Genomic DNA, 20,548 nt, shown 5'->3' with positions numbered 1-20,548 from the left:
AGGAAAAATAAAATGGAAATGAGTTTTCGTTGGTACGGAAAAACTGATTCTATCTCACTAGATTATATTCGTCAAATTCCAGGGATGGAAGGAATTGTTACGGCTATTTATGATATCCCTGTTGGTGAGGTATGGCCTTTAGACAAAATTATGGAATTGAAAAACACAGTTGAAGAAAAAGGGTTACGTATCTCTGTGATTGAGAGTGTACCTGTTCATGAGGATATTAAAATTGGACTTCCAACTCGTGATAAATATATTGAAAATTATAAGGAAACGCTTCGTAACTTAGGTAAAGCGGGTATTCCAGTTGTATGTTATAACTTTATGCCAGTTTTTGACTGGACTCGTTCGTCATTAGATCACGAGCTAGAAGATGGTTCAAAGGCATTGATTTTTGAAGAAGATGTTGTGGCAAAAATGGATCCTTTAACAGGTGAACTTTCACTACCAGGTTGGGATAGCAGTTATGAAAAAGAAGAGCTTCACCAACTATTCGAGCACTACAAAAAAGTAGATGAAGAGAAACTTTGGGAAAACCTAGAATATTTCATTAAAGAAATTATTCCTGTTGCTGAAGAGTCAGATGTTAGAATGGCTATCCACCCGGATGATCCACCATGGGCGATCTTTGGTTTACCACGTGTTATTACAAATAAAGAAAACCTTGACCGTTTTATCTCGCTATATGACAGCCCGTACAACGGCTTAACTATGTGTAGTGGGTCACTTGGTGCACACCCTGATAATGACTTCCCTGAAATGCTTCGCTACTTTGGGAAAAAAGATCGTGTTAACTTTGTACATGCTCGTAATATCAAACTTACAGGACCAAGATCATTTGAAGAGTCTGCTCACCCTTCAAAATACGGATCTGTTGATATGTACGAAGTAATCCGTGCAATGAAAGATTTTGATTATACTGGTCCAATTCGTCCTGACCATGGAAGAATGATTTGGGGAGAAACTGGTAAACCAGGTTATGGCCTTTACGACCGTGCATTAGGGGCAACTTATCTTTACGGATTATGGGAAGCAGAAGAAAAAAACAGAAAATAATAAATCGATAATCGATTATAGGAGGAAAAATAATGACAGTACCATTTAAAGTTGATTTAGACGGAAAAGTAGCAGTTGTCACTGGTGGAGGCGGTGTTTTAGGTTCGTATTTATGTACCGCTCTAGCAGAATGTGGTGCTAAAGTTGCTGTAATGGACCTTAACCAAGAACCTGCAGATAAAGTCGCTGCTCAAATCAATGAGTCCGGTGGGAAAGCAGTGGGTGTTGCTGCGAATGTTCTTGAGAGAGAAAGCTTAGAAAAAGCGAGAGAGATTATCGAAAAAGAGCTTGGTACATGCGATATTCTTATCAACGGTGCTGGAGGAAATAACCCTCGTGGTACAACTGATGATGAATTCTACGATGCAGAAGCAGTGAAACAAAACCCAGATTTGAAGACATTCTTCGATCTTGATCCAAAAAGTGTTGGTTTCGTATTTGACCTTAACTTCCTTGGTTCACTTCTTCCATCTCAAGTATTTGGTGAAGCAATGGTAGAGAAAAATGATGCTGTTATCATTAACGTTTCTTCCATGAATGCATTTACACCATTAACAAAGATTCCTGCATACAGTGGTGCGAAAGCGGCAATCAGCAACTTTACTCAGTGGCTAGCTGTTTACATGTCAAAAACAGGAATCCGTGTAAATGCGATTGCTCCTGGATTCTTAGTAACAAAACAAAACGAGCAGTTACTACTTAACGAAGACGGTACTTACACTGCTCGTGCTCAAAAGATCTTAACAAATACACCTATGGAAAGATTTGGTAAACCAGAAGAATTAATTGGTGCCTTACTTTACTTAGTGGACGAGCGTGCAGCAAGCTTTGTTACAGGGGTTGTACTGCCGATTGATGGTGGATTTGCAGCATACTCTGGCGTTTAAGCATTAACTTCTTAATTGGTTGCCGGTCTATTTTCTAGACCGAGCAACCTTTTAATAAATTAACTTGATAACCGTTCTCATATAGAAGATAGAGATCCTATTTGAGATCAGCTTCGTAATTTCAATCTGTGGAGGATATACCATGAAGGATAGTATTACAGAATTTAATAAAACAAAGAAGTTTCTTGTTTGTGTCGATTCAGATGGTTGTGCGATGGACACGATGGATGTAAAGCATATTAAATGCTTTGGTCCAAAAGCAATTGAAGTTTGGGGTTTAGAAAGTATTGAAAAACGCTTTATGGAAGTTTGGAACGATGTCAATCTTTATACGATGACACGAGGAATCAACCGTTTTAAAGGACTAGTTCGTACATTTGAACTAGTAGCTGAAGAAGGGTATGACATTCCTAGTTTGGCCACTGTTAAAGAGTGGACTGAAACGACAAACGAATTATCAAACCCATCTTTAGAAAGAGAAATTGAAAAAACAAACGATCCTGAATTAATTAATACATTAAAGTGGAGCAATGAAGTAAATAAAGCGATCACGGAACTTTCTGATGATGACGAGCCTTTTCCAGGTGTGAAAACAGGCTTAGCGACGATTGAAAACGTTGCTGATGTTGCGATTGTTTCATCAGCGAATGGTGGAGCTGTCCGTGATGAATGGACTAGACATGATCTCACTCCACATGTGCAAGTAATGCTTGGTCAGGAAGCAGGAACGAAGGCATATTGTATTGGTGAGCTTAAAAAGTTTGGATATGAAAGTGAAAATATTTTAATGGTTGGAGACGCTCCAGGAGACTTGGATGCAGCAAAAGTAAATGGTGTCCTTTATTACCCGATCCTTGTAGGAAAAGAAGGTTTCTCATGGGAACGACTAGCAACTGAAGCATTAGAACGTTTCATGGATGGTACGTTTAAAGGGGAATATCAAGAACAGTTAATAGATGAATTCCACTCTGTGTTAAAATAAATTTTTTAGGGAGTATGTGTTAGATGACTGCTAAAGTTGATGTGAAAATGCCTAAAGTAGACTTAAAAGCAAAGCCTTATCACTTATCTGATGAAGATATTAAATGGGTAAGAGATACGATTTCAGGTATGACGGATGAAGAAAAAATTGGTCAGTTATTCATTAATTTATTCTTCTTCGGTAAAGACCAGTATAGTGGAAATGATTTTACAAACCAAGAACTTCTCGAAAAATTCCACATCGGTGGTGCGCGCTACCAGGGTGGAACATCAGAACAGGTTCAAGGCTTAATCAATGAATTACAAAGCTATTCGAAGGTTCCGTTATTAGTAGCGGCAAACTGTGATGCTGGTGGTAATGGTGCTTGTAATGACGGTACATACATTGCCTCAGCTGCTATGTGCGAAGCTTCAGGAGATACACAAGTGTCTTACGATGCAGGTTATGTTAGTGGGCGTGAAGAACGTGCAATTGGGGTAAACTGGAATTTTGACCCTTGTGTTGATATTCTAAAAAACTGGAGAAATACGATCGTTAACACTCGTGCTTACGGTACAAATGCAGAAACTGTTATTACACATACCAATGCATATTTAAAGGGTCTTGAGGAAAGCAATATTGCTTCTTGTATTAAACATTGGCCTGGAGATGGTACAGAAGAGCGCGATCAACACTTAGTTTTGGGTGTAAATGAATTAAGTGTTGAAGAATGGGAAGAGTCTTTTGGAAAAGTGTACCGTAATCATATTGAAAACGGTGTAGATTCAATCATGTCTGGTCATATTGCTTTACCAGAATACCAAAAAGCGTTAGTTCCTGGACTGGAAGATAAAGATGTTCTTCCTGCAACCTTAGCACCTGAATTAATCAATGGCTTACTAAAAGATAAACTTGGTTTTAATGGCTTAGTTTTAACAGACGCTACTCACATGCTTGGTATGACGGCTGCCATGAGACGAGAAGATTATGTACCACAGTCGATTGCAGCAGGTTGTGACATGTTCTTATTCTTTAACAACATTGAAGAGGATTTCGGCTTTATGTTGAAAGGATATAAAAAAGGTGTTATTACGGAAGAGCGTCTTCAAGATGCATTAGAAAGAATCCTTGGATTAAAAGCAAAATATGGTTTGCACAAAGCAAAAGAAAATGGAACATTAACTCGTACGAAAGAAGACTTAGAAGTAGTCGGGTGTGAGGATCACATTGAACGTGCGAAACAAGCTGTCGATAAAGGAATTACGCTAGTTAAAAACACGTTAGATCAACTTCCAATTCGTCCTGAAACACACAAGCGTATCCGTCTTTATTTCCTAGAGGGCGAAGTTGGTGGTATTTATGAGCCGAACGAAAAAACGTTAAATTTCATTATTGAAGAATTAGAACGACGAGGTTTCGAGGTAACGCTAAATGATGGTAGTTCTCGAGTGAAAGGGTCTACGTTAAAATATCGTGATGAAGTAGACGCAGCTTTGATTTTTGCTGATGTTGTTGGCTATGGTGCAGAAAATAATTATCGTATTAGATGGAAAACAGCAATGTCTAATGAAGTACCATGGTACGTACATGAAGTACCAACTGTGTTTGTCTCACTAAATTTCACGACTCATTTGACCGATGTCCCAATGGTGAAATGCTATATCAACGCATACAAGGATTCTGAAATCACAATTAAATCAGTAATTGATAAAATTATGGGTGAATCAGAATTCAAAGGAACTCCCAATGAAAATGTTTGGTGTAACAAATGGGATACTAGATTATAACAATGAATTAGGGAAAAAAGAGAAATAGACTAAAGCCACGGTCAAGTTGAATCTAACTAGATCGTGGTTTTTTCATGGTGGAAACGTGTTTTGATGTTATGATGAAAGAGACATATTATGAAACAAATAGAGAGGGGCTTAAATGAATGAATATTCGCGATGCTAAAGAAAATGAGATAGAGACGATTCGAAAGAAAAGACTAGAAGCCTATAGCGAACATGCAAAAGCGATATCAGATCAACATTGGCAAGTTCTTAAAAATGCCGTTATTTCCGAAGCGGATAGACAAGAAGGTGTTGAGCTAATAGTTGCTGAAATAGATGGAGAAATAGTAGGCAGTGTTGCCTTATTTCCACCGGATGTTGATGCTTACGAGGGGAAGCTTGATGAGTTGGAGCATTCTGAGATTCGCTTACTAGCGGTAAATCATGAAGCTCGTGGAATAGGAGTTGCAAAGGCACTTGTAAAAGAATGCATCGAACGGACTAAAGCAAAAGGATATGACGCAATTGGTTTACATACTGCAGATTTTATGAAAAGTGCGATTGAACTTTATAGTCGAATCGGTTTTGAAAGATTGCCTCAATATGATTTTGAACCTGGGAATGATGGAGTAATTGTCAAAGCCTTTCGACTTGCTATTTAATAATTAATGATAGATACATAGGGACTGTCTTAAAAAGCATAGATTAAATGATAGTTAGACACATATTATCATATGCGACTTTATCTAATTACAGGGTCACGCCCTTGTGAGACAGTCCCTTGAGTTCTTATTAAAAAGGATCTCCTGGGGCCTACCCAACCATTTCAATGTTACATCCTCCTTTAGTTTGTTTCCCATAAATTCGAATAACATGTCTACGGTTTTGGGGAATGAACTTGAAATCACCTTCTGTATCTTCAGTAAATGTTTTCTTAAATATTACCTTTTTTTTTGTTCCGTAGTTCAATACTTACTGCTCCCTGATCAACTTTTATCGAATATTTCATTATTGTTTTTTTGTTTTTTGCTAACAGAAAATTATGATAATCAATCCCATTAAATTTACGGTATGAAAGATTAACAACGTTTCCCCACTTCTTATAAACATAACCAACTTTCGTACTAAATCTCAACACTTTCAATTTGTATAGTAACAATATAAATGCAATGACCATAATTAGACTTATATATTCTAGCATTTACTCACTCCTATGATAAACTTTGACAGTTAAGACAATAAGTACATTTTGCTAGGGATGTAGAGTTAATTTCTATTATAATGGCATAAGGAGTAAATGTCTTCAATTAGTAAATGACCAATGATAAGGTAGGTTGTTGTTATTTCGTGGGCTTAAGTTTTAACAAAAAACTACTAAATTAAATAGAAACACTAGGTTCAACAGTGGTCAATGTATTTTCAATTGTGTTGAGAGTAACAGTAGTCCCAATTGGAATTGCTGCTTTAAATCTACCGTGGCCAGTAGCAAGGTTGACCATTAAAGGCTTTCCTAAAGGGACTAAGAAACTATTGATCAAATCTTGATAGGTTGTACCCCAAGATACAAGGCAATTTGTACATTCACCCATTACAATTCCTATACAGTCTTTAAATTTACCTGCCATCTCTAATTGGGCTAAGTATCGGTAGATCATATTGGTCGGCGCATTAATTTCTTCTAAAAATAAGATTTTTCCTCTTGTATCGATTTCAAAAGGGGTCCCAAGAGCATTGACTAAAGAAGTCATATTTCCACCGACAATCGGTCCTGTGACATTTCCTGGAACTAAGCTGATTTGAGGCATATTAATTGGGTTCTGAATAAGCCTTGGAGAAACGATAGTAGAAGTCGCAGCAAAAAAGTGATTAAAGTTATAGGCTGGTGTAACTAACTGAAAATCAGCTAGCATTAGGCTGTGAAACGTAACTAGATCACTGAATTGATACAAACTGTTGAGAAGAATCGTTATATCACTGTATCCAGATACGAGTTTAGGATTCTGTCTAATTATTTCATAATTTAAAAAAGGAAGGAGCGTTTGAACTCCTGATCCCCCTCGAGTTGCGAGAATCATTTTCACTGCAGGATTTATAAACATGTTCATAATGTCTTCAGCCCTTTGTTCTGCAGGAGCAGCGGTAATCCCCTCAAACGAATAAACGTAACGGCCATATGCAATGTTAAATCCCATATTTTCTATTGTTTGTATTCTTGCATTTATAATATTTGCATCAAGGGGGCTGCCTGGAGTAACCAATCCGATCGTATCTCCAGTTTGCAATAATGGTGGTTGGATGGACATAAACTTCTCTCCCTGCTTTAATAATAAATTTAATGATGTTGCATTTTGTGAAAAAATGCATATTTGATATTTATGATGTGATTTATGTAATATTCAATGGATTGTTTGGATTAGGGAGAAGAGGTCGGGAATCAGTAGAACATTATTAACTGATTAGATTTAATGAGTTATTCATAAAATATATTTGCTTTATAGATTGCGATCTGTTAAGCTTAAGCAGAATTATTATTGTTCAGTCTGTTAGGTAAGAGTAAGTATTTAAACTTTTCGCCTTTGATAACTAATTTGAGCAACAATAGTATTAAATTGTGGATTGTTCCACACAGGAGGAAACAAACATGCAACAAGGTACAGTAAAATGGTTTAACGCAGAAAAAGGATTCGGTTTCATCGAAATTGAGGGTGGAGACGATGTATTCGTACATTTCTCAGCTATCCAAGGCGAAGGATTTAAATCTTTAGATGAAGGTCAATCTGTTACATTTGAAACGGAACAAGGACAGCGTGGACTTCAAGCTGTTAACGTTAAAAAAGCATATTAATATTTAAAAAGGACTCTTTAAGTAGAGTCCTTTTTTGTCTTTGAAAAAAGGCTGTTTTCGTAAAGATGGTTGCTATTAGAAAGTTTTTACTCGTAGTGAAATGAAGTGGAAGTCACTCGACTCCTGTGGGATTTAGAGGCTCGGCACCTCCCCACGGAAAGCGAGTGACTGGAGCGAAATGGAACGAACATGTGAATACAAGCAAGCCCAAAAACAACAAAGTATGCGAGTCAGCCTTGAAAAAAGATATATCGAGTTAGCAGACATTATCCTTATGCTTTTGTTTCGTCCTCTGATTTATCTTTATTAAACCAAAGAGGTTCATTGTCATCTACATCGCCATTATAATTAATAAGGATTTCGTCTCCTGCTCTTATATCTGTATAAGCATAGAATTCAAACGTGTGGTTATCAAAATTAATATCATAATGGGCATTTGGAGTATAAGAATGATTAAATAGCATTCCATACCCTAAAAGAAGTGCGGTATGGTTTATTCCGTACTCGAAAGCGTAATCACCGAGGAGGGTTTTCTCGATGTGTTCATGCTGTTCATTTGGATAAGGAATGACAGGTGCTTCATGTATCAACTGGCCTTTAGCTATATCGCATGTTGCAAACACTCCCCGATTAAACTCTCCATCACTTAGCTTTGATGTTTTTATTTCAATCATGTTGTCTCACCTACTGTTCTTAGATTGGACTATTATTTACAGATGTCCAATTGACTATATTGATGTTCTAAACACAATACAACAATAAACAAATGTAATTTTTAATTATACGTTATGATTACAATATCTTCAAATAAATACTTCACCTTACTTAAGAAGACTTTAATAAGTCAGCAAACCCTGCATTTGTTACAGAAGCTAAATCACCTGTTTTTAATTCAATTTGAATACCAATTATTCCACCACTAACAATAATTCTTTCAAGATTTCCAGCACTTTGGTCAATAAATGTTACAAATGATTTTTTCATTCCAATTGGAGAACAGCCACCACGTACATAACCCGTAATTTTTGTTATGTCTTTTACTGGAATCATTTCTATTTTCTTTTCAACGACCACTTTAGCAGCTTTCTTTAAATCGAGTTCAGCTTCAACTGGGATAACAAAAACATAGTAGGTTTTGCTTGCTCCATATGCTATTAATGTTTTATAGACCAAGTTTAGATCTTTATCGATTTTTCTAGCAACAGACATACCGTCAATTTTTCCATCATCTGCTTTGTAGAACAACACTTTGTAGTCGATGTTCTCTTTTTCTAAAATACGCATTGCGTTCGTTTTCTTCTTCATATAATCAGCTCCTTGTCCGTTCCATTAAGTGTAGTATAGGGATGTTTTGTTTAAAAGTCTGGAGAAAGGGTATCATCTTGTAAGAATAAGAGAAAATTGACATATAGATCAACTAAATACAAAATGGTGGGAAGGTAATAATCCCCAGTAATTTAAACATGCAAATTTAAAGAGGTATGTATTTGGTAATTTTCTAATGAGTTCATTTATGGGAGGTCTTCATTTTATGGCTAGTCAGACTGGATCGATTGTTCAAGGATCATTGGAAGCTTTGTTGGAGGACAAATCATTTTTGCCGGAATTAAGAGGTCAAGATAGAAAGCAAGCATTTGTTTCTTTAGCTTCAATCCTTTCAACACCTAACAAAATACATAAAGCATTTCTGCGAGTTGCTTTAGATAATGGCAAGATTGTTCGGATCCCTGCTTTTCGTGTTCAACATAACAACACACTTGGACCGTATAAAGGGGGAATTCGTTTTCATGAAACCGTTAATGAGGAAGAAGTTATTAATCTTGCAGCATTAATGACACTAAAAAATGCACTTCATGACGTTCCTTTCGGTGGTGGAAAAGGTGGCGTTGTTTTAAGTCCACGAGATCATTCAGCAAAAGAAATGAATTTAATCTGTCAAAAATATGTTCATTATTTTAGTGATGTAATAGGACCAGATAAAGATATTCCAGCACCTGATATGGGGTCAGGTGACCGTGAAATGGATTGGATGATGGCGGAATATAAAAGCATTCGACCAGGCGAACCATACAGAGGGAGTTTTACAGGGAAAAGTATTATTAACGGTGGTTCCTTAGGAAGAAGAGAAGCGACAGGGAAGGGAGTATACTTTACATTTCGTTACATGCTCCATGATTTTTTAAAGGAACAACAAACCTTTTTATCGAATACTGGAAACAAGTTTGCTAAGACTTTGTTAAGCTATACGAAAAAGCCACTAACTATAGCGGTTCAAGGTTTCGGAAATGTTGGTTCGGTTGCAGCGCTTGAAGCATATCATTGCTCGCTTTTACAAAATAAAGTTGTTTCAGTGAGTGATCGTAATGTTATGCTATATAATTCAGATGGTTTAGATATTCCTGCGCTAATTGATTACACTTCAAAAAACCAAGGAGATCTCCCAACAACGGAGGAGCAACTTGAGGAATCTGGAATTAAAGCAGTTATCGATGATCGAGATAAATTGATTACACTTGATGTAGACGTCATGATTTTTGCTGCGTTACAAGACCAAGTCCATAAGGGCAACATGGAGCAAGTTAAAGCAAAGATTATCGTAGAAGGTGCAAATGCACCAGTAACAGGGGAAGCTGATCGTTATTTAAGTGAAAAGGGAGTAATTATTATCCCTGATATCCTTGCTAATGCTGGTGGGGTAATTGTATCCTATTTCGAATGGTTGCAAGGGCGTGAAACACAATTTTATACGGAACAAGAAGTGTTTAAATTGTTGGTTGAAAAGATGAAAGCAACAATGGATACGCTCCTACCGAAATATTTTGCCGATCCACTACCGTTAAGGCAAAACTGCTACATTCATTCGGTGATGAAATTGAGCACGGTGCTTTATCGTCAAGGGAAATTGTATTAAGAGAAATTAGGGTTACGGAACAGTGAGCAATTTATAAGTACTTTACTCCCTTTGTATGGTAAAGTACTTTTTAAGAACGCTTTCTTAACCTGCAAAATAAATTAAGTAGAAGAGGATGATATCAGTATGTCAATTAAACAACTTAAAAGTACTGAAGAAGTAAATCAATTTGCACAACAACCAGGAAAAAACTTACTTTTAAAACACAGTACAACGTGTCCGATCAGTGCGAAAGCGCATGAAGAATTCCAAACATTTATCAACGAAACTGATGCTTCAGCAGCAATTGTATTAGTAATTGAAGATCGTCCGGTTTCTCTTCAAATTGCTGAAGATACAGGGATTAAGCATGAATCTCCACAAATTCTCCTATTTGAAGATGGGAAGGTTCGTTGGAATACATCTCATTGGAAGATTACTCAACAATCAATCAAGGAGGCTATGGAAAATGAATAAACAAGTGATCGTGTACTCTACAGACGGTTGTGTAGAGTGCAATTATGTGAAACAAATGCTTAAAGAAGAAGGCGTCCCTTTTGAAGTGAGAGATGTTATGGCCAGTGAAGAACACCAAAAAGAGGTTGAAAAGTTTGGTTTTATGGGTGTGCCTGTTACGGTAGTAGGAGATAAAGCGGTCAAAGGATTTACTCCTGAATTAAAAGAGCTTATCGAAAAACGATAAAGAGGTAAAAAAAGATGTACTCCGAAGGCCTTCAATGGCCAAAGAGTCATCTTTTTTTGTTAATTCGCCCAATTCGTAGTGATTGACCACTGGTGTTACAAATGCATTTCACCTTTTCAATTTAACCCCCAAAGATATCGGCTTCTGAATTAACGGCAATTAATATGATTGCGGATTCATCTCCAATGTTTTTTACGAAATGAGGAACACTAGCATTCCAACTGAAAGAATCGCCTTGTTCTAACACGATCGATTCTTCACATTGCTCAGCTAAAATTTTCCCTTTTACTACAACATGGCATTCTTCGCCTTCGTGTGAATGTGGTTGGACTCCTGTAGAAGCTCCAGGAGCAAGCTCAACATTCATTAAGCGTAATCCACCTTTTGACGTAAGGTTCTCCACCTTCATTGATCCGTTTTGATACGTTGTATACGTTCGTTGATCTTTTCTAACTACACGCATTCGATCATCTTTTTTTAGTAATAGGTATGGAAGGGGAATGTTGAGAAAATTCGCAACTGTCTCTAATGTGTTAATAGAAGGAGATGTATTGTTATTTTCCATGTTGCTAATGAATCCTTTTGAGAGACCTGTCCCATTGCTCATTTCTGCAATGGTTATTTTTTTTCGTTTTCGAATTGCGCGAATGGTTGATCCGATTTCCATGAGCCACCTCTGGTTCTCTTTATATGAAACTTATATTCATATTACCAAAAAGAATATTGACCTTCAATTGATGATTTGTTATTCTATATTTAACTTTTTTTCATATAAAGAAACATCAAGGTGCATTTTAGATATATAAATTTGTGCAAGAAAAGGAGAGAAATCAGGTGAATGATCAAATTTATAACAAGCTTGAACAAAAGATCGAGATAATCCATCAAGAAGGGAAACCTGATCTTGCACTTGTTGGACCGATACAACTTCCTGTACAGCTTGGTGAATACGAGAGAACTTTCCAATGGTATACATGGATCACATTAGAGGATTTACCTTCTTCTAAGGAGGAGTTGTTAAAAGCATTACCAACTGCAAATCTAGCAACCTCTCAACAATCATCGGTGTTAGTTTATGGAGATTTTTCAAGTGCTGATCAAGCTTTTATTCGGTTTCATAGTATTTGTCATACAGGTGATATTTTTGGAAGTAAACGCTGTGACTGTGGTTTTCAACTTAAGCAATCGATGAATATGATTGTTGAAAACGGGAGTGGTGCTCTTTTTTATATAGCCGATCATGAAGGACGAGGCATTGGTTTATTTTCGAAATCATTAGCATACCTATTGCAAGAAGAGGGTTATGATACGGTAGAAGCCAATGAAAAATTAGGCTTTCAAGATGATCATCGCTCATATGACGAAGCGATACGTGTACTCAAGACTTTTCGAATAAAGCCAGTGAGTTTAATCACGAACAATCCTAAAAAAGTAACGTCACTGCGTGAATCTGGTATTATAGTTGATCGACATGTATCGTTATGGGGAGATGCTTCCGAGTTTAATAGTAAGTATTTACAAACGAAAATAGAGAAGTCAGGCCATATGAAAGCTGTGGTAACGGAGCTTTCTAGTTAAACGTTGAATGGGTGAAGAAAATGAATTTGCAAACTGATGTTTGTATTGTTGGTGGAGGTCCAGCAGGTATATTGCTTGGTCACTTGTTAGCGAAAAAAGGTGTATCGACTGTTATTATCGAGCGTTCTAACGGTAAAAGCAAGGAGTTTAGAGGGGAACATATTACATCTGAAACAGAGGCCATCTTAAGAGAACATAATCTGTTTGATAAAATGGAGCAATTTGGAATACTTAAAATGAATAAGGTGGAATACTTTGCCGGGGAAAAGATTGTTAAGGTTGTCACTCCTGGAGTAAATGAGGATCATGTCGGAATTCATGTTCCACAATCTCATTTATTAGGAGCAATCATTGAACAATCAGCATCTAATTCAAATTTCCGATTGCTAACAAACACGCTCGTATTAGATTTAATTCAGGATGAAAATGGGTTTTATACTGGGGTTAAAGCGAAAAAGAACGATGAAGAATTTATTGTGAAAAGTTCAATCATTGTGGGGGCTGACGGCCGTTATTCGACAGTAAGAGAAACTACAAAGATTCCATTTGTAAAAAATAAACACGGGTATGACGTATTATGGGCAAAAATTCCTTCTCCTAAAGATTGGGAGCCTACTACTAAAATGTTGCTTGTTGATGACCATCAGCTTGCATTGTTCACGCAAACAGCTGGATTCATTCAAATTGGATGGAATATTGAAGCTGGATCATTTCCTTCACTGAGAAAACAGCCGTTACAGCCCTTTCTTAAAACACTGATTGAAAGCTTTCCTCAATTAAAGGAAATCACTTCTCAGCATTTGCAATCTTGGAAAAAATTTGTTTGTTTGAAGGTTGAAAGTTCGCGTTGTGAAACGTGGGTAAAGAATGGGTTAGTCTTAATTGGTGATGCTGCCCATACAATGACACCAACCGGAGCGATTGGAGTTAACTGTGCAATAAAAGATGCGCATGTTTTAGCGCCATTCATAATTGAAGCTCTTTTTGAAAATGATATGAGTGTTAAGCGATTAAAAAGGTATGAGCAAGTAAGAAGAGTTGAAATTGAAGCACAACAAGATAAGCAGCTAGAAAGTGAACGATCTTTTTGGAAAAATTTTTTGGAGCCAGTGGTTACATAACCACCTATACAGAAGCAATAGATGTAATTAATAACAAGAGATTGAAAGAGAATGCGTTGTGTAAAGCATTCTCTTTTTTGATGCGCTCCTCGCACTAGCATAATTGAGCGACAATGGATCAGAATTCCGTTCAAAATAATTTTGCATTTAGTATGCATATACTTTCACTAAAACAGAAATTAATAAAGGTAGTAAATACATATACATATTTATCTAACGAAGAGGGGGAGTGCCTCTTGTCATTGAAATTTAAGGTATGCTACACATCGTTGTCAGGTATGACAAATGTCATATACTTTACTTGACGTTCATGACTTCATAAGAGAGTCATTTTCCCTTATCATAAAGTAATTAGTTCTCCAAAAATCGATTAGATAGTTTCTTTCAAGGGGGAAAATATGAGTAAACAAAAACTAGCCCAACTTAGAAAAAGTGTCGCACCATTTGAAAACTCAGATGTGAAAACAAGTGTAAAACAAATACTGAATACGATTCCACCATTTTTTATATTATGGTTTTTAGCGTACCAGAGTTTGTCTATTTCCATTTGGCTAACCTTCGCTTTTGCCATTATTGCTGCAGGGTTTGTCGTACGAATTTTTATTATTTTTCATGATTGTTGTCACGGATCATTCTTTAGTAATAAAAAGGCAAATAACATACTTGGTACGATTACAGGGATCATTACGATGTTTCCGTATGCAAAGTGGAAGCGGGAGCATTCGATTCACCATGCAACAAGTGGGAATTTAGATAAACGTGGAACTGGCGATGTATGGATTATGACAGTAGAGGAATATGTCAAAGCGTCATTTAAAGAAAGAATTGCATACCGTATTTATCGCAACCCTCTGGTTATGTTTGGACTCGGTCCAATGTACTTGTTCTTTATTACAAATCGGTTCAATCGTAAAGACGCAAGAAAGAATGAAAGATTGAACATGTACTTGATCAATATGTCAGTTGTCGCGATTTATTCCTTTATGATTTGGTTGATTGGTTGGCAAGCGTTTCTTCTAATTCAAGCTCCAATCTTGTTTGTAGCTGGTGCATTAGGTATTTGGTTATTTTATGTGCAACATCAATTTGAAGATTCATATTTTGAAGATGAAGAAGACTGGGATTATGTAAAAGCTGCTATTGATGGCAGTTCTTACTATAAGTTACCGAAAGTACTGCAATGGGTGACTGGAAATATTGGTTATCATCATGTTCACCATTTAAGTCCACGAGTTCCGAATTATAACTTAGAAAAGGTTCATGAAACGACGCCTCCATTGCAAAAAGCCACAACGATTACGGTTGGATCTAGTTTACAATCGATCCGATTCCGTCTGTATGATGAGAATAGTAAAACGTTTGTCAGCTTTAAACAGGTAAAGCATCTACTTCCTAAATCAGAAACTGGTGTACAAGTTAAGAAAAGACAGCCAACCCTAGAAGGAAAATAATATAATTACTAAGAGAAAACCGTTCAACTTATTATTGAATGGTTTTTTCGCTTATAGAGTGTTCTGACAAAACGAAGTTAATTATTGTATGATAAATGAGTGAACTATGGCTCGTACGATGCTTTTTAGCAGAATAAGAGAGGAGGCTATTATGCAGAGTTGGTATAACCTTTTTCCAAAAAATACAGGACTAAGTATTTATGTATGGATCATTTTTTGTTTGTTACCATTTTATTTTATCTTCCGCTCTACTTCAGCAATTGAAATTATTTTTGGGATTTTGATGATTCTGCTATTTTTTCTTAGCTACCGATTATCATTTACTACCAAAGGTGGTCTTGTCTATCTATGGGTAGCCATTGAAATGGCCATAAGCATCGGTATGACACTTTTTTACGGTTATGTTTATTTTGCTCTTTTTCTAGCATTTTTCATAGGTAATGTTCAAAACAAAATTGGGTTCTTTACATTGTATGTAGTTCATTTGCTAACGACGGTCATTGCAGTGAGCTTAAGCTTTTTCACGCAGAATGAGTTGTTCTTTGCTCAGTTCCCTTTTATTATTATTTCGGTGATCGGAGTGATTTTGCTTCCGTTTAATACGTATAATCGAATCAAACGAGAAAAATTAGAAGGTCAATTAGAAGACGCCAATAAAAGAATTTCTGAATTGATGGTTATGGAAGAACGTCAACGGATTGCTCGTGATTTGCATGATACACTTGGTCAAAAATTATCATTGATTGGCTTAAAAAGTGATTTGGCTAAAAAGTTAATTGAGCGAAATCCGGATGCCGCAAAAGTTGAAATCAGCGATATTAATCAAACAGCTAGAACGGCCTTAAAGGAAGTCCGTGAGATGGTGTCGGATATGCGTGGTGCAAAGCTGGAGGATGAAATTATTCATATTCAACAAATCTTAAAGGCTGCCGAAATCGATTTTGAGATAGATGGAAGTACTCTGCTCGTAAACACACCACTATTAGTCGAAAATGTTGTAAGTATGTGTTTGAAAGAGGCTGTTACAAATGTCGTTAAACATAGCGAGGCAACTTGCTGTAAAGTAACCATTCAAGAGTCTCCTGATGAATTGCAAATCATCATTCAAGATAATGGAATTGGTTCAGAAGAGGTTGATTCCTTCAAAGGATATGGAATTCGTGGGATCCGAGAACGGCTAGAATTTGTAAATGGCAGCTTGGAAATCAAAAAATCAGCTGGAACCATTGTTGATATTCGTGTCCCGAATGTCATCCAGCAAACGACACTGGAGGGATTGACTTGATTAGAATTGTAATTGCCGAAGACCAGCGAATGTTGCTAGGAGCTCTTAGTTCATTGCTTGATTTAGAAGAAGATATGGAAGTGGTCGGCAAGGCGAAGAATGGAGAAGAAGCATTGGTTTTAGTAAAGAAGCATCAGCCTGACATTTGTATTATGGATATTGAAATGCCGATTAAAAGTGGGCTTGATGCAGCTGAAGAAATGGTAGAACAGTCATGTAAAGTCATAATTTTAACAACGTTTGCTCGAGCTGGTTATTTTGAACGTGCACGAAAAGCTGAAGTGAGTGGCTATTTGTTAAAAGACAGCCCGAGTGAGGAATTAGCTAACTCGATTCGGATCATCATGGATGGCAGGAAAATCTATGCTCCTGAGTTAGTGGACTTAGCATATGAAGATAAAAATCCACTGACTAATCGAGAAAAGCAGGTAATGGAGCTAATTGCTGATGGGAAAAGCACGAATCAGATTGCAAAGGAGCTTTCGTTAACGAATGGTACGGTACGCAATTATATTTCAGTGATATTAGATAAGCTAGAGGTTGGTAACCGAATTGAAGCGATCGCAAGGTTTAAAGAAAAAGGATGGTTTAAGTGAAGTTTAAGAAAGAGATGCAGTGCAAAGTAATAAGGGGGACCTTGGAGGTGCCTCTTTTTTGTGTCGAGATTTGATTTCTTTACTACCGAAGTATAATATTCCAATTGCATCACAAGCTAACATAGCATGACTTTTCGAAATTTACGTTAGAACAAGTTAGGTGATTGTGATGGAATCAAGTTGGCTTTCGATTGTCCCGTTTTTAGTGGTGATCCCGGTAGCGATTTATACGAAACAAGTACTCCCTGCTCTTTTTCTTGGCTTATTGGTTGGGTCATATATTATGGAACCTTCTGTTTTTGGTGGTATCCAGACGATGTTTGTTTATGTTGTACAAGCACTTATTGATACCAACAATATTAAAATTATTGTCTTTTTATATGCTTTTTCAGGGCTCGTTGGTATGATTAAGATGACAGGAGGAATAAGGGGCTTTGTTGAGAAGGCAGCAGAAAAAATTCAAACGAGAAAACAAGCTCTGCTGTTAACTTATGTATCCACGATTGGAACGTTTGCTGCTCCTACTTTTCGGTTTGTAACAATCGCCCCAATTATGCGAGCCTTGCTAAAAAAAATAAAAATGACTACAGCTGAACTTGGGTTTGTGATTGAGACAACGGCAACGCCGATTATTGTATTGATCCCTGTAGCTACGGCTTTTGTAGGATACATGGTGTCCATTATTCAGATCGCGACGGAAAATCAAGGAATTGAGTTAGATCCTTATTCACTTTTTATTCAAAGTATTCCGTTTAACTTTTTTTCAATTGTAATTATTTTATTGGGCGTATATTTAAGTTTCTTTCATCGCTCAAAAACAAAATCTACAGCGCCGATGCAAATCGATGAGAAAACAGTAGAAGAGGAAGATGATTGGCATGATTGTCACCCTTCTGTTGCAAAGGAGCTGCCGATTAAACCAATGAATCTTTTACTGCCACTCGTATTAGTCATTGGCTTTACATTATTCTTAACCTGGTGGGATGGTCATGTTCAAGGATATGATTTCTTTGAAGCGTTTATAGAAGCTGATGTGATTGATGCGATGGTCGTTGCACTTCTGATTACAATATTAATCTCGATTGCTTCTTATTTATTTCAAAAATTTAAATTAAATGATTTAATTGCCGGCTTTATAGATGGTGGGAATGAATTAATGTCTGTAATCCTATTATTATCAATTGTATGGGGGCTTTCTTCCATAACGGATGATTTAGGGTTCTCAGCCTTTGTGACTGTACATTCAGGCTGGATCCCACAGATGTTTATTGCTCCACTGATCTTTGTATTTGGAGCAGCAGTTTCCTATTTCATTGGTTCAGCTTGGGGGACGTGGGGAATTTTGATGCCTTTAGGGATTTCGTTAGCAACAGTAGGGGACGTTTCTCTTCCTCTAGTCATAGGATCCGTATTTGCAAGTGGTGCTTTTGGGGCCTTTGCTTCTCCTTTAAGTGATGATACGAATACGATCGCAAAAATCTTAGGGCTTTCTGTTATCGAATATGCAAAATATAAGTTGAAACCGGCATTGATTGCTGCAGCAATTACGACGGGACTTTATATAGCTGTTACATTTGTTTTATAGACGTAAACAAATTCCATAAAATTTTATAATTCTAGAAAATGCCTAATTTCATCATTAAAAGATGAAGTTAGGCATTTTTTGAGACTCTTCTATGAGTATCGTGATCGTACTTTCATGAAAGGAGTGCTGTATTCTAATAGGTAACCACCTCACTGAAGAACAATAGATAAAAGTAAATAGAATATTAAACCACTAACACAAGGAAAAGAGATCAAACTAACATATGGTCACACAGTCAAGTGTTTCTCAAGATTAGGTTTAAGATATAGCATTTATTAATAGTGAAAAATTGTAAGATGGGTTGGAATTTAATTATTGGTTAGGTAAATGTGAAGGTACCTTAAATTATAACTGATTTACCCCGAACAAAACTTAAACTAAAATAAAGTTAAGAATTTTGAAATAATTCAAAATACTTAACTAATCAAAAGAAAGTGGGGAATGATTTATGGACTTTCGTTTAACTGATGAGGAGAGAATGGTACAGGAAACGGTGAGAGATTTTGTTGAGAAAGAGTTAATGCCCTTAGAAAATCAAGTTTTAAGAAATGAACGTGAGGGGAGACCAGGAATCTCTCATGAGGAACTTCGTAAGCTGCAGCTAAAAGCTAGAGATATTGGATTCTGGGGAATCAATGCTCCTGAGGAGTATGGTGGTGCGAATTTAGGCCCAATGATGACAGCTTTGATGCAAATGGAGTTAGGTAGAACGATTGTACCTTTTGACTTCGGTGGTCATGCTCCAAATTTATTATATATTGCACTAAATGACCAACAGAAGAAAAAATACTTAGAACCTGTTGTCGATGGTGATAAAGTGGCTTGTTTCGCTCTGACGGAATCCAGCTCAGGTTCCGATGCATCGCAAATGTCAACGACTGCGGTGAAGCAGGGAAATGAATGGGTAATCAATGGGGAGAAGATTTACATTACTCATGGAAGTGAAGCAGATTTTGCAATTGTGTTTGCGGTAACAGATAAACAAAAAGGAATGAAAGGAGGAATAACTTGTTTTTTAGTTGATCGTGATATGGGCTGGCGTTCAGAGCCGATTCCGGTCATGTCTGGGAAGCATCATGAACCGGCAACTCTAGTATTTGATAATGTACGTGTTCCAGAGGAAAACATTATCGGTGAAGTGGGAGACGGGTTTAAGTATGCGATGGTTTTTATAAATCATAATCGAGGTTGGGTTATTCCATCATGGGCCATTGGTGGAGCTGAACGATTATTAAATATGGCGATTGAGTGGGCGAACAATCGAGTATCTTTTGGCAAGCCAATTGCAGATCGTCAAGCGATTCAATGGATGATAGCAGATTCTGCAGTTGACATTGAAGCAGCTAAATGGATTTTTCTTCGCTCAGCATGGATGGCCGAGCAAGAAGGATCATGGAAAACCGGGCAGGATAGCGTGTCATTCCGCCATCAGGCGTCGATTTCTAAATTGTATTCAGCAAATATGGTTAATCGAGTTGTAGACAATGTTTTACAAATCCATGGTGGTATTGGTTATACGAAAGAATCACCGGTTGAGCGTTGGTATCGTGAAGTGAGGATTTGGCGTATTTTTGAAGGTTCAGATGAAATGCTTCGCCGTACAATTGCAACGAACCTACTGAATGAAAGGGTGAAAGTTGGAGAGTTAATGAAGGCAGGGAGTGCTAGTTTAATTAGAAATTAACACAGTAAGTATTGTTTTAGCTAGTAAATGAAAGCGTTGTCAAAATCAACAAAAAGAAAGTTATGTTCATATTTAGTCCCTAGTCTCTACTTACCTTGATCGTTTTGAGAGCTATCAAGGTAAGTTTTTCG

Annotated in this window: 21 protein-coding genes; 16 read left to right on the top strand and 5 right to left on the bottom strand. The window is 36.9% G+C overall.

Annotated features, from left to right (window positions below):
• The first annotated feature begins 12 nt into the window (after positions 1–12).
• The 5 genes from uxuA to AC1FXZ_RS09915 all read left to right on the top strand — a co-directional run bounded on the left by uxuA (position 13) and on the right by AC1FXZ_RS09915 (position 5,341).
• A complete protein-coding gene (gene uxuA / locus AC1FXZ_RS09935) occupies positions 13–1,059 on the top strand; it encodes a mannonate dehydratase (RefSeq protein ID WP_480053067.1) in 1,047 nt (348 codons plus the stop codon).
• Between the two features lie 32 nt (positions 1,060–1,091).
• The gene (locus AC1FXZ_RS09930; protein ID WP_480053065.1) at positions 1,092–1,946 is read left to right on the top strand and encodes an SDR family oxidoreductase; all 855 of its coding nucleotides are present in this window, start codon (positions 1,092–1,094) and stop codon (positions 1,944–1,946) included.
• A 142-nt stretch (positions 1,947–2,088) separates the two neighbouring features.
• Positions 2,089–2,928, top strand: a complete 840-nt coding sequence (locus AC1FXZ_RS09925; protein ID WP_480053063.1) for an HAD family hydrolase — start codon at positions 2,089–2,091, stop codon at positions 2,926–2,928.
• A 23-nt stretch (positions 2,929–2,951) separates the two neighbouring features.
• Positions 2,952–4,694 carry a glycoside hydrolase family 3 protein gene (locus AC1FXZ_RS09920; RefSeq protein WP_480053061.1) on the top strand — a complete coding sequence of 581 codons (1,743 nt, stop codon included), beginning with the start codon at positions 2,952–2,954 and terminating at the stop codon, positions 4,692–4,694.
• 146 nt (positions 4,695–4,840) lie between these two features.
• Positions 4,841–5,341: a GNAT family N-acetyltransferase gene (locus tag AC1FXZ_RS09915; protein WP_480053059.1), complete on the top strand. Its 501-nt coding sequence runs from the start codon at positions 4,841–4,843 to the stop codon at positions 5,339–5,341.
• Between the two features lie 272 nt (positions 5,342–5,613).
• Here the strand turns inward: AC1FXZ_RS09915 and AC1FXZ_RS09910 are convergent, their stop codons facing one another.
• Positions 5,614–5,880 carry a hypothetical protein gene (locus AC1FXZ_RS09910; RefSeq protein ID WP_480053057.1) on the bottom strand — a complete coding sequence of 89 codons (267 nt, stop codon included), beginning with the start codon at positions 5,878–5,880 and terminating at the stop codon, positions 5,614–5,616.
• A gap of 178 nt (positions 5,881–6,058) precedes the next feature.
• On the bottom strand, positions 6,059–6,982 hold the full coding sequence (locus AC1FXZ_RS09905; RefSeq protein WP_480053055.1) for a S66 peptidase family protein: 924 nt from the start codon (positions 6,980–6,982) through the stop codon (positions 6,059–6,061).
• 338 nt (positions 6,983–7,320) lie between these two features.
• Here AC1FXZ_RS09905 and AC1FXZ_RS09900 point away from each other — a divergent pair, with 338 nt between their 5' ends.
• Positions 7,321–7,524 carry a cold-shock protein gene (locus AC1FXZ_RS09900; protein ID WP_480053053.1) on the top strand — a complete coding sequence of 68 codons (204 nt, stop codon included), beginning with the start codon at positions 7,321–7,323 and terminating at the stop codon, positions 7,522–7,524.
• Between the two features lie 272 nt (positions 7,525–7,796).
• Here AC1FXZ_RS09900 and AC1FXZ_RS09895 read toward each other — a convergent pair whose 3' ends face one another.
• Both AC1FXZ_RS09895 and ybaK read right to left on the bottom strand, forming a co-directional pair.
• A complete protein-coding gene (locus AC1FXZ_RS09895; protein ID WP_480053051.1) occupies positions 7,797–8,198 on the bottom strand; it encodes an SET domain-containing protein in 402 nt (133 codons plus the stop codon).
• Between the two features lie 151 nt (positions 8,199–8,349).
• Positions 8,350–8,829, bottom strand: a complete 480-nt coding sequence (gene ybaK / locus AC1FXZ_RS09890; protein ID WP_480053049.1) for a Cys-tRNA(Pro) deacylase — start codon at positions 8,827–8,829, stop codon at positions 8,350–8,352.
• A 226-nt stretch (positions 8,830–9,055) separates the two neighbouring features.
• On the opposite strand from ybaK, the gene AC1FXZ_RS09885 reads away from it, so the two are divergent.
• The 3 genes from AC1FXZ_RS09885 to AC1FXZ_RS09875 all read left to right on the top strand — a co-directional run bounded on the left by AC1FXZ_RS09885 (position 9,056) and on the right by AC1FXZ_RS09875 (position 11,117).
• Entirely contained in the window at positions 9,056–10,435 is a 1,380-nt protein-coding gene (locus tag AC1FXZ_RS09885) for a Glu/Leu/Phe/Val family dehydrogenase (RefSeq protein ID WP_480053047.1), read from the top strand.
• Positions 10,436–10,561: 126 nt separating this feature from the next.
• Positions 10,562–10,891 carry a bacillithiol system redox-active protein YtxJ gene (gene ytxJ / locus AC1FXZ_RS09880; RefSeq protein WP_480053045.1) on the top strand — a complete coding sequence of 110 codons (330 nt, stop codon included), beginning with the start codon at positions 10,562–10,564 and terminating at the stop codon, positions 10,889–10,891.
• A complete protein-coding gene (locus AC1FXZ_RS09875) occupies positions 10,884–11,117 on the top strand; it encodes a glutaredoxin family protein (protein WP_480053043.1) in 234 nt (77 codons plus the stop codon). The genes ytxJ and AC1FXZ_RS09875 overlap by 8 nt, the downstream gene beginning before the upstream one ends.
• Before the next feature lie 121 nt (positions 11,118–11,238).
• On the opposite strand, the gene AC1FXZ_RS09870 is transcribed toward AC1FXZ_RS09875, so the two are convergent.
• Entirely contained in the window at positions 11,239–11,784 is a 546-nt protein-coding gene (locus AC1FXZ_RS09870) for a helix-turn-helix domain-containing protein (protein ID WP_480053041.1), read from the bottom strand.
• A gap of 167 nt (positions 11,785–11,951) precedes the next feature.
• Here AC1FXZ_RS09870 and AC1FXZ_RS09865 point away from each other — a divergent pair, with 167 nt between their 5' ends.
• The 7 genes from AC1FXZ_RS09865 to AC1FXZ_RS09835 all read left to right on the top strand — a co-directional run bounded on the left by AC1FXZ_RS09865 (position 11,952) and on the right by AC1FXZ_RS09835 (position 20,417).
• Entirely contained in the window at positions 11,952–12,695 is a 744-nt protein-coding gene (locus AC1FXZ_RS09865; protein ID WP_480053039.1) for a GTP cyclohydrolase II, read from the top strand.
• Between the two features lie 20 nt (positions 12,696–12,715).
• A complete protein-coding gene (locus tag AC1FXZ_RS09860) occupies positions 12,716–13,816 on the top strand; it encodes an FAD-dependent monooxygenase (RefSeq protein WP_480053037.1) in 1,101 nt (366 codons plus the stop codon).
• Positions 13,817–14,214: 398 nt separating this feature from the next.
• Positions 14,215–15,267: a Delta(5) desaturase DesA gene (desA, locus tag AC1FXZ_RS09855; protein ID WP_480053035.1), complete on the top strand. Its 1,053-nt coding sequence runs from the start codon at positions 14,215–14,217 to the stop codon at positions 15,265–15,267.
• 151 nt (positions 15,268–15,418) lie between these two features.
• The gene (locus AC1FXZ_RS09850; protein ID WP_480053033.1) at positions 15,419–16,552 is read left to right on the top strand and encodes a sensor histidine kinase; all 1,134 of its coding nucleotides are present in this window, start codon (positions 15,419–15,421) and stop codon (positions 16,550–16,552) included.
• Positions 16,549–17,148 (top strand): response regulator, encoded by a 600-nt coding sequence (locus AC1FXZ_RS09845; protein ID WP_480053031.1) that lies wholly within the window; start codon positions 16,549–16,551, stop codon positions 17,146–17,148. Before AC1FXZ_RS09850 ends, AC1FXZ_RS09845 begins: the two co-directional genes overlap by 4 nt.
• A 169-nt stretch (positions 17,149–17,317) precedes the next feature.
• Positions 17,318–18,733, top strand: coding sequence for a Na+/H+ antiporter NhaC family protein (locus AC1FXZ_RS09840; protein WP_480053029.1), 1,416 nt, complete (start codon positions 17,318–17,320; stop codon positions 18,731–18,733).
• 448 nt (positions 18,734–19,181) lie between these two features.
• The gene (locus AC1FXZ_RS09835) at positions 19,182–20,417 is read left to right on the top strand and encodes an acyl-CoA dehydrogenase family protein (protein ID WP_480053027.1); all 1,236 of its coding nucleotides are present in this window, start codon (positions 19,182–19,184) and stop codon (positions 20,415–20,417) included.
• Positions 20,418–20,548 lie beyond the last annotated feature (131 nt).

This window comes from Halalkalibacter sp. HAAS-P014 (genome assembly GCF_056619965.1).
This window is presented reverse-complemented; position numbering and strand designations above follow the sequence as displayed.

What these genes read in the sequence shown, in the direction of transcription:
- AC1FXZ_RS09860 (WP_480053037.1), top strand. Translation starts at nt 12,716, where the DNA reads ATGAATTTGCAAACTGATGTTTGTATTGTTGGTGGAGGTCCAGCAGGT.
- AC1FXZ_RS09885 (WP_480053047.1), top strand. Translation starts at nt 9,056, where the DNA reads ATGGCTAGTCAGACTGGATCGATTGTTCAAGGATCATTGGAAGCTTTG.
- AC1FXZ_RS09840 (WP_480053029.1), top strand. Translation starts at nt 17,318, where the DNA reads ATGGAATCAAGTTGGCTTTCGATTGTCCCGTTTTTAGTGGTGATCCCG.
- AC1FXZ_RS09895 (WP_480053051.1), bottom strand. Translation starts at nt 8,198, where the DNA reads ATGATTGAAATAAAAACATCAAAGCTAAGTGATGGAGAGTTTAATCGG.
- AC1FXZ_RS09930 (WP_480053065.1), top strand. Translation starts at nt 1,092, where the DNA reads ATGACAGTACCATTTAAAGTTGATTTAGACGGAAAAGTAGCAGTTGTC.
- AC1FXZ_RS09900 (WP_480053053.1), top strand. Translation starts at nt 7,321, where the DNA reads ATGCAACAAGGTACAGTAAAATGGTTTAACGCAGAAAAAGGATTCGGT.
- AC1FXZ_RS09920 (WP_480053061.1), top strand. Translation starts at nt 2,952, where the DNA reads ATGACTGCTAAAGTTGATGTGAAAATGCCTAAAGTAGACTTAAAAGCA.
- AC1FXZ_RS09915 (WP_480053059.1), top strand. Translation starts at nt 4,841, where the DNA reads ATGAATATTCGCGATGCTAAAGAAAATGAGATAGAGACGATTCGAAAG.
- AC1FXZ_RS09875 (WP_480053043.1), top strand. Translation starts at nt 10,884, where the DNA reads ATGAATAAACAAGTGATCGTGTACTCTACAGACGGTTGTGTAGAGTGC.
- AC1FXZ_RS09850 (WP_480053033.1), top strand. Translation starts at nt 15,419, where the DNA reads ATGCAGAGTTGGTATAACCTTTTTCCAAAAAATACAGGACTAAGTATT.
- AC1FXZ_RS09925 (WP_480053063.1), top strand. Translation starts at nt 2,089, where the DNA reads ATGAAGGATAGTATTACAGAATTTAATAAAACAAAGAAGTTTCTTGTT.
- AC1FXZ_RS09905 (WP_480053055.1), bottom strand. Translation starts at nt 6,982, where the DNA reads ATGTCCATCCAACCACCATTATTGCAAACTGGAGATACGATCGGATTG.
- AC1FXZ_RS09870 (WP_480053041.1), bottom strand. Translation starts at nt 11,784, where the DNA reads ATGGAAATCGGATCAACCATTCGCGCAATTCGAAAACGAAAAAAAATA.
- ytxJ (WP_480053045.1), top strand. Translation starts at nt 10,562, where the DNA reads ATGTCAATTAAACAACTTAAAAGTACTGAAGAAGTAAATCAATTTGCA.
- uxuA (WP_480053067.1), top strand. Translation starts at nt 13, where the DNA reads ATGGAAATGAGTTTTCGTTGGTACGGAAAAACTGATTCTATCTCACTA.
- AC1FXZ_RS09910 (WP_480053057.1), bottom strand. Translation starts at nt 5,880, where the DNA reads ATGCTAGAATATATAAGTCTAATTATGGTCATTGCATTTATATTGTTA.
- AC1FXZ_RS09835 (WP_480053027.1), top strand. Translation starts at nt 19,182, where the DNA reads ATGGACTTTCGTTTAACTGATGAGGAGAGAATGGTACAGGAAACGGTG.
- ybaK (WP_480053049.1), bottom strand. Translation starts at nt 8,829, where the DNA reads ATGAAGAAGAAAACGAACGCAATGCGTATTTTAGAAAAAGAGAACATC.
- desA (WP_480053035.1), top strand. Translation starts at nt 14,215, where the DNA reads ATGAGTAAACAAAAACTAGCCCAACTTAGAAAAAGTGTCGCACCATTT.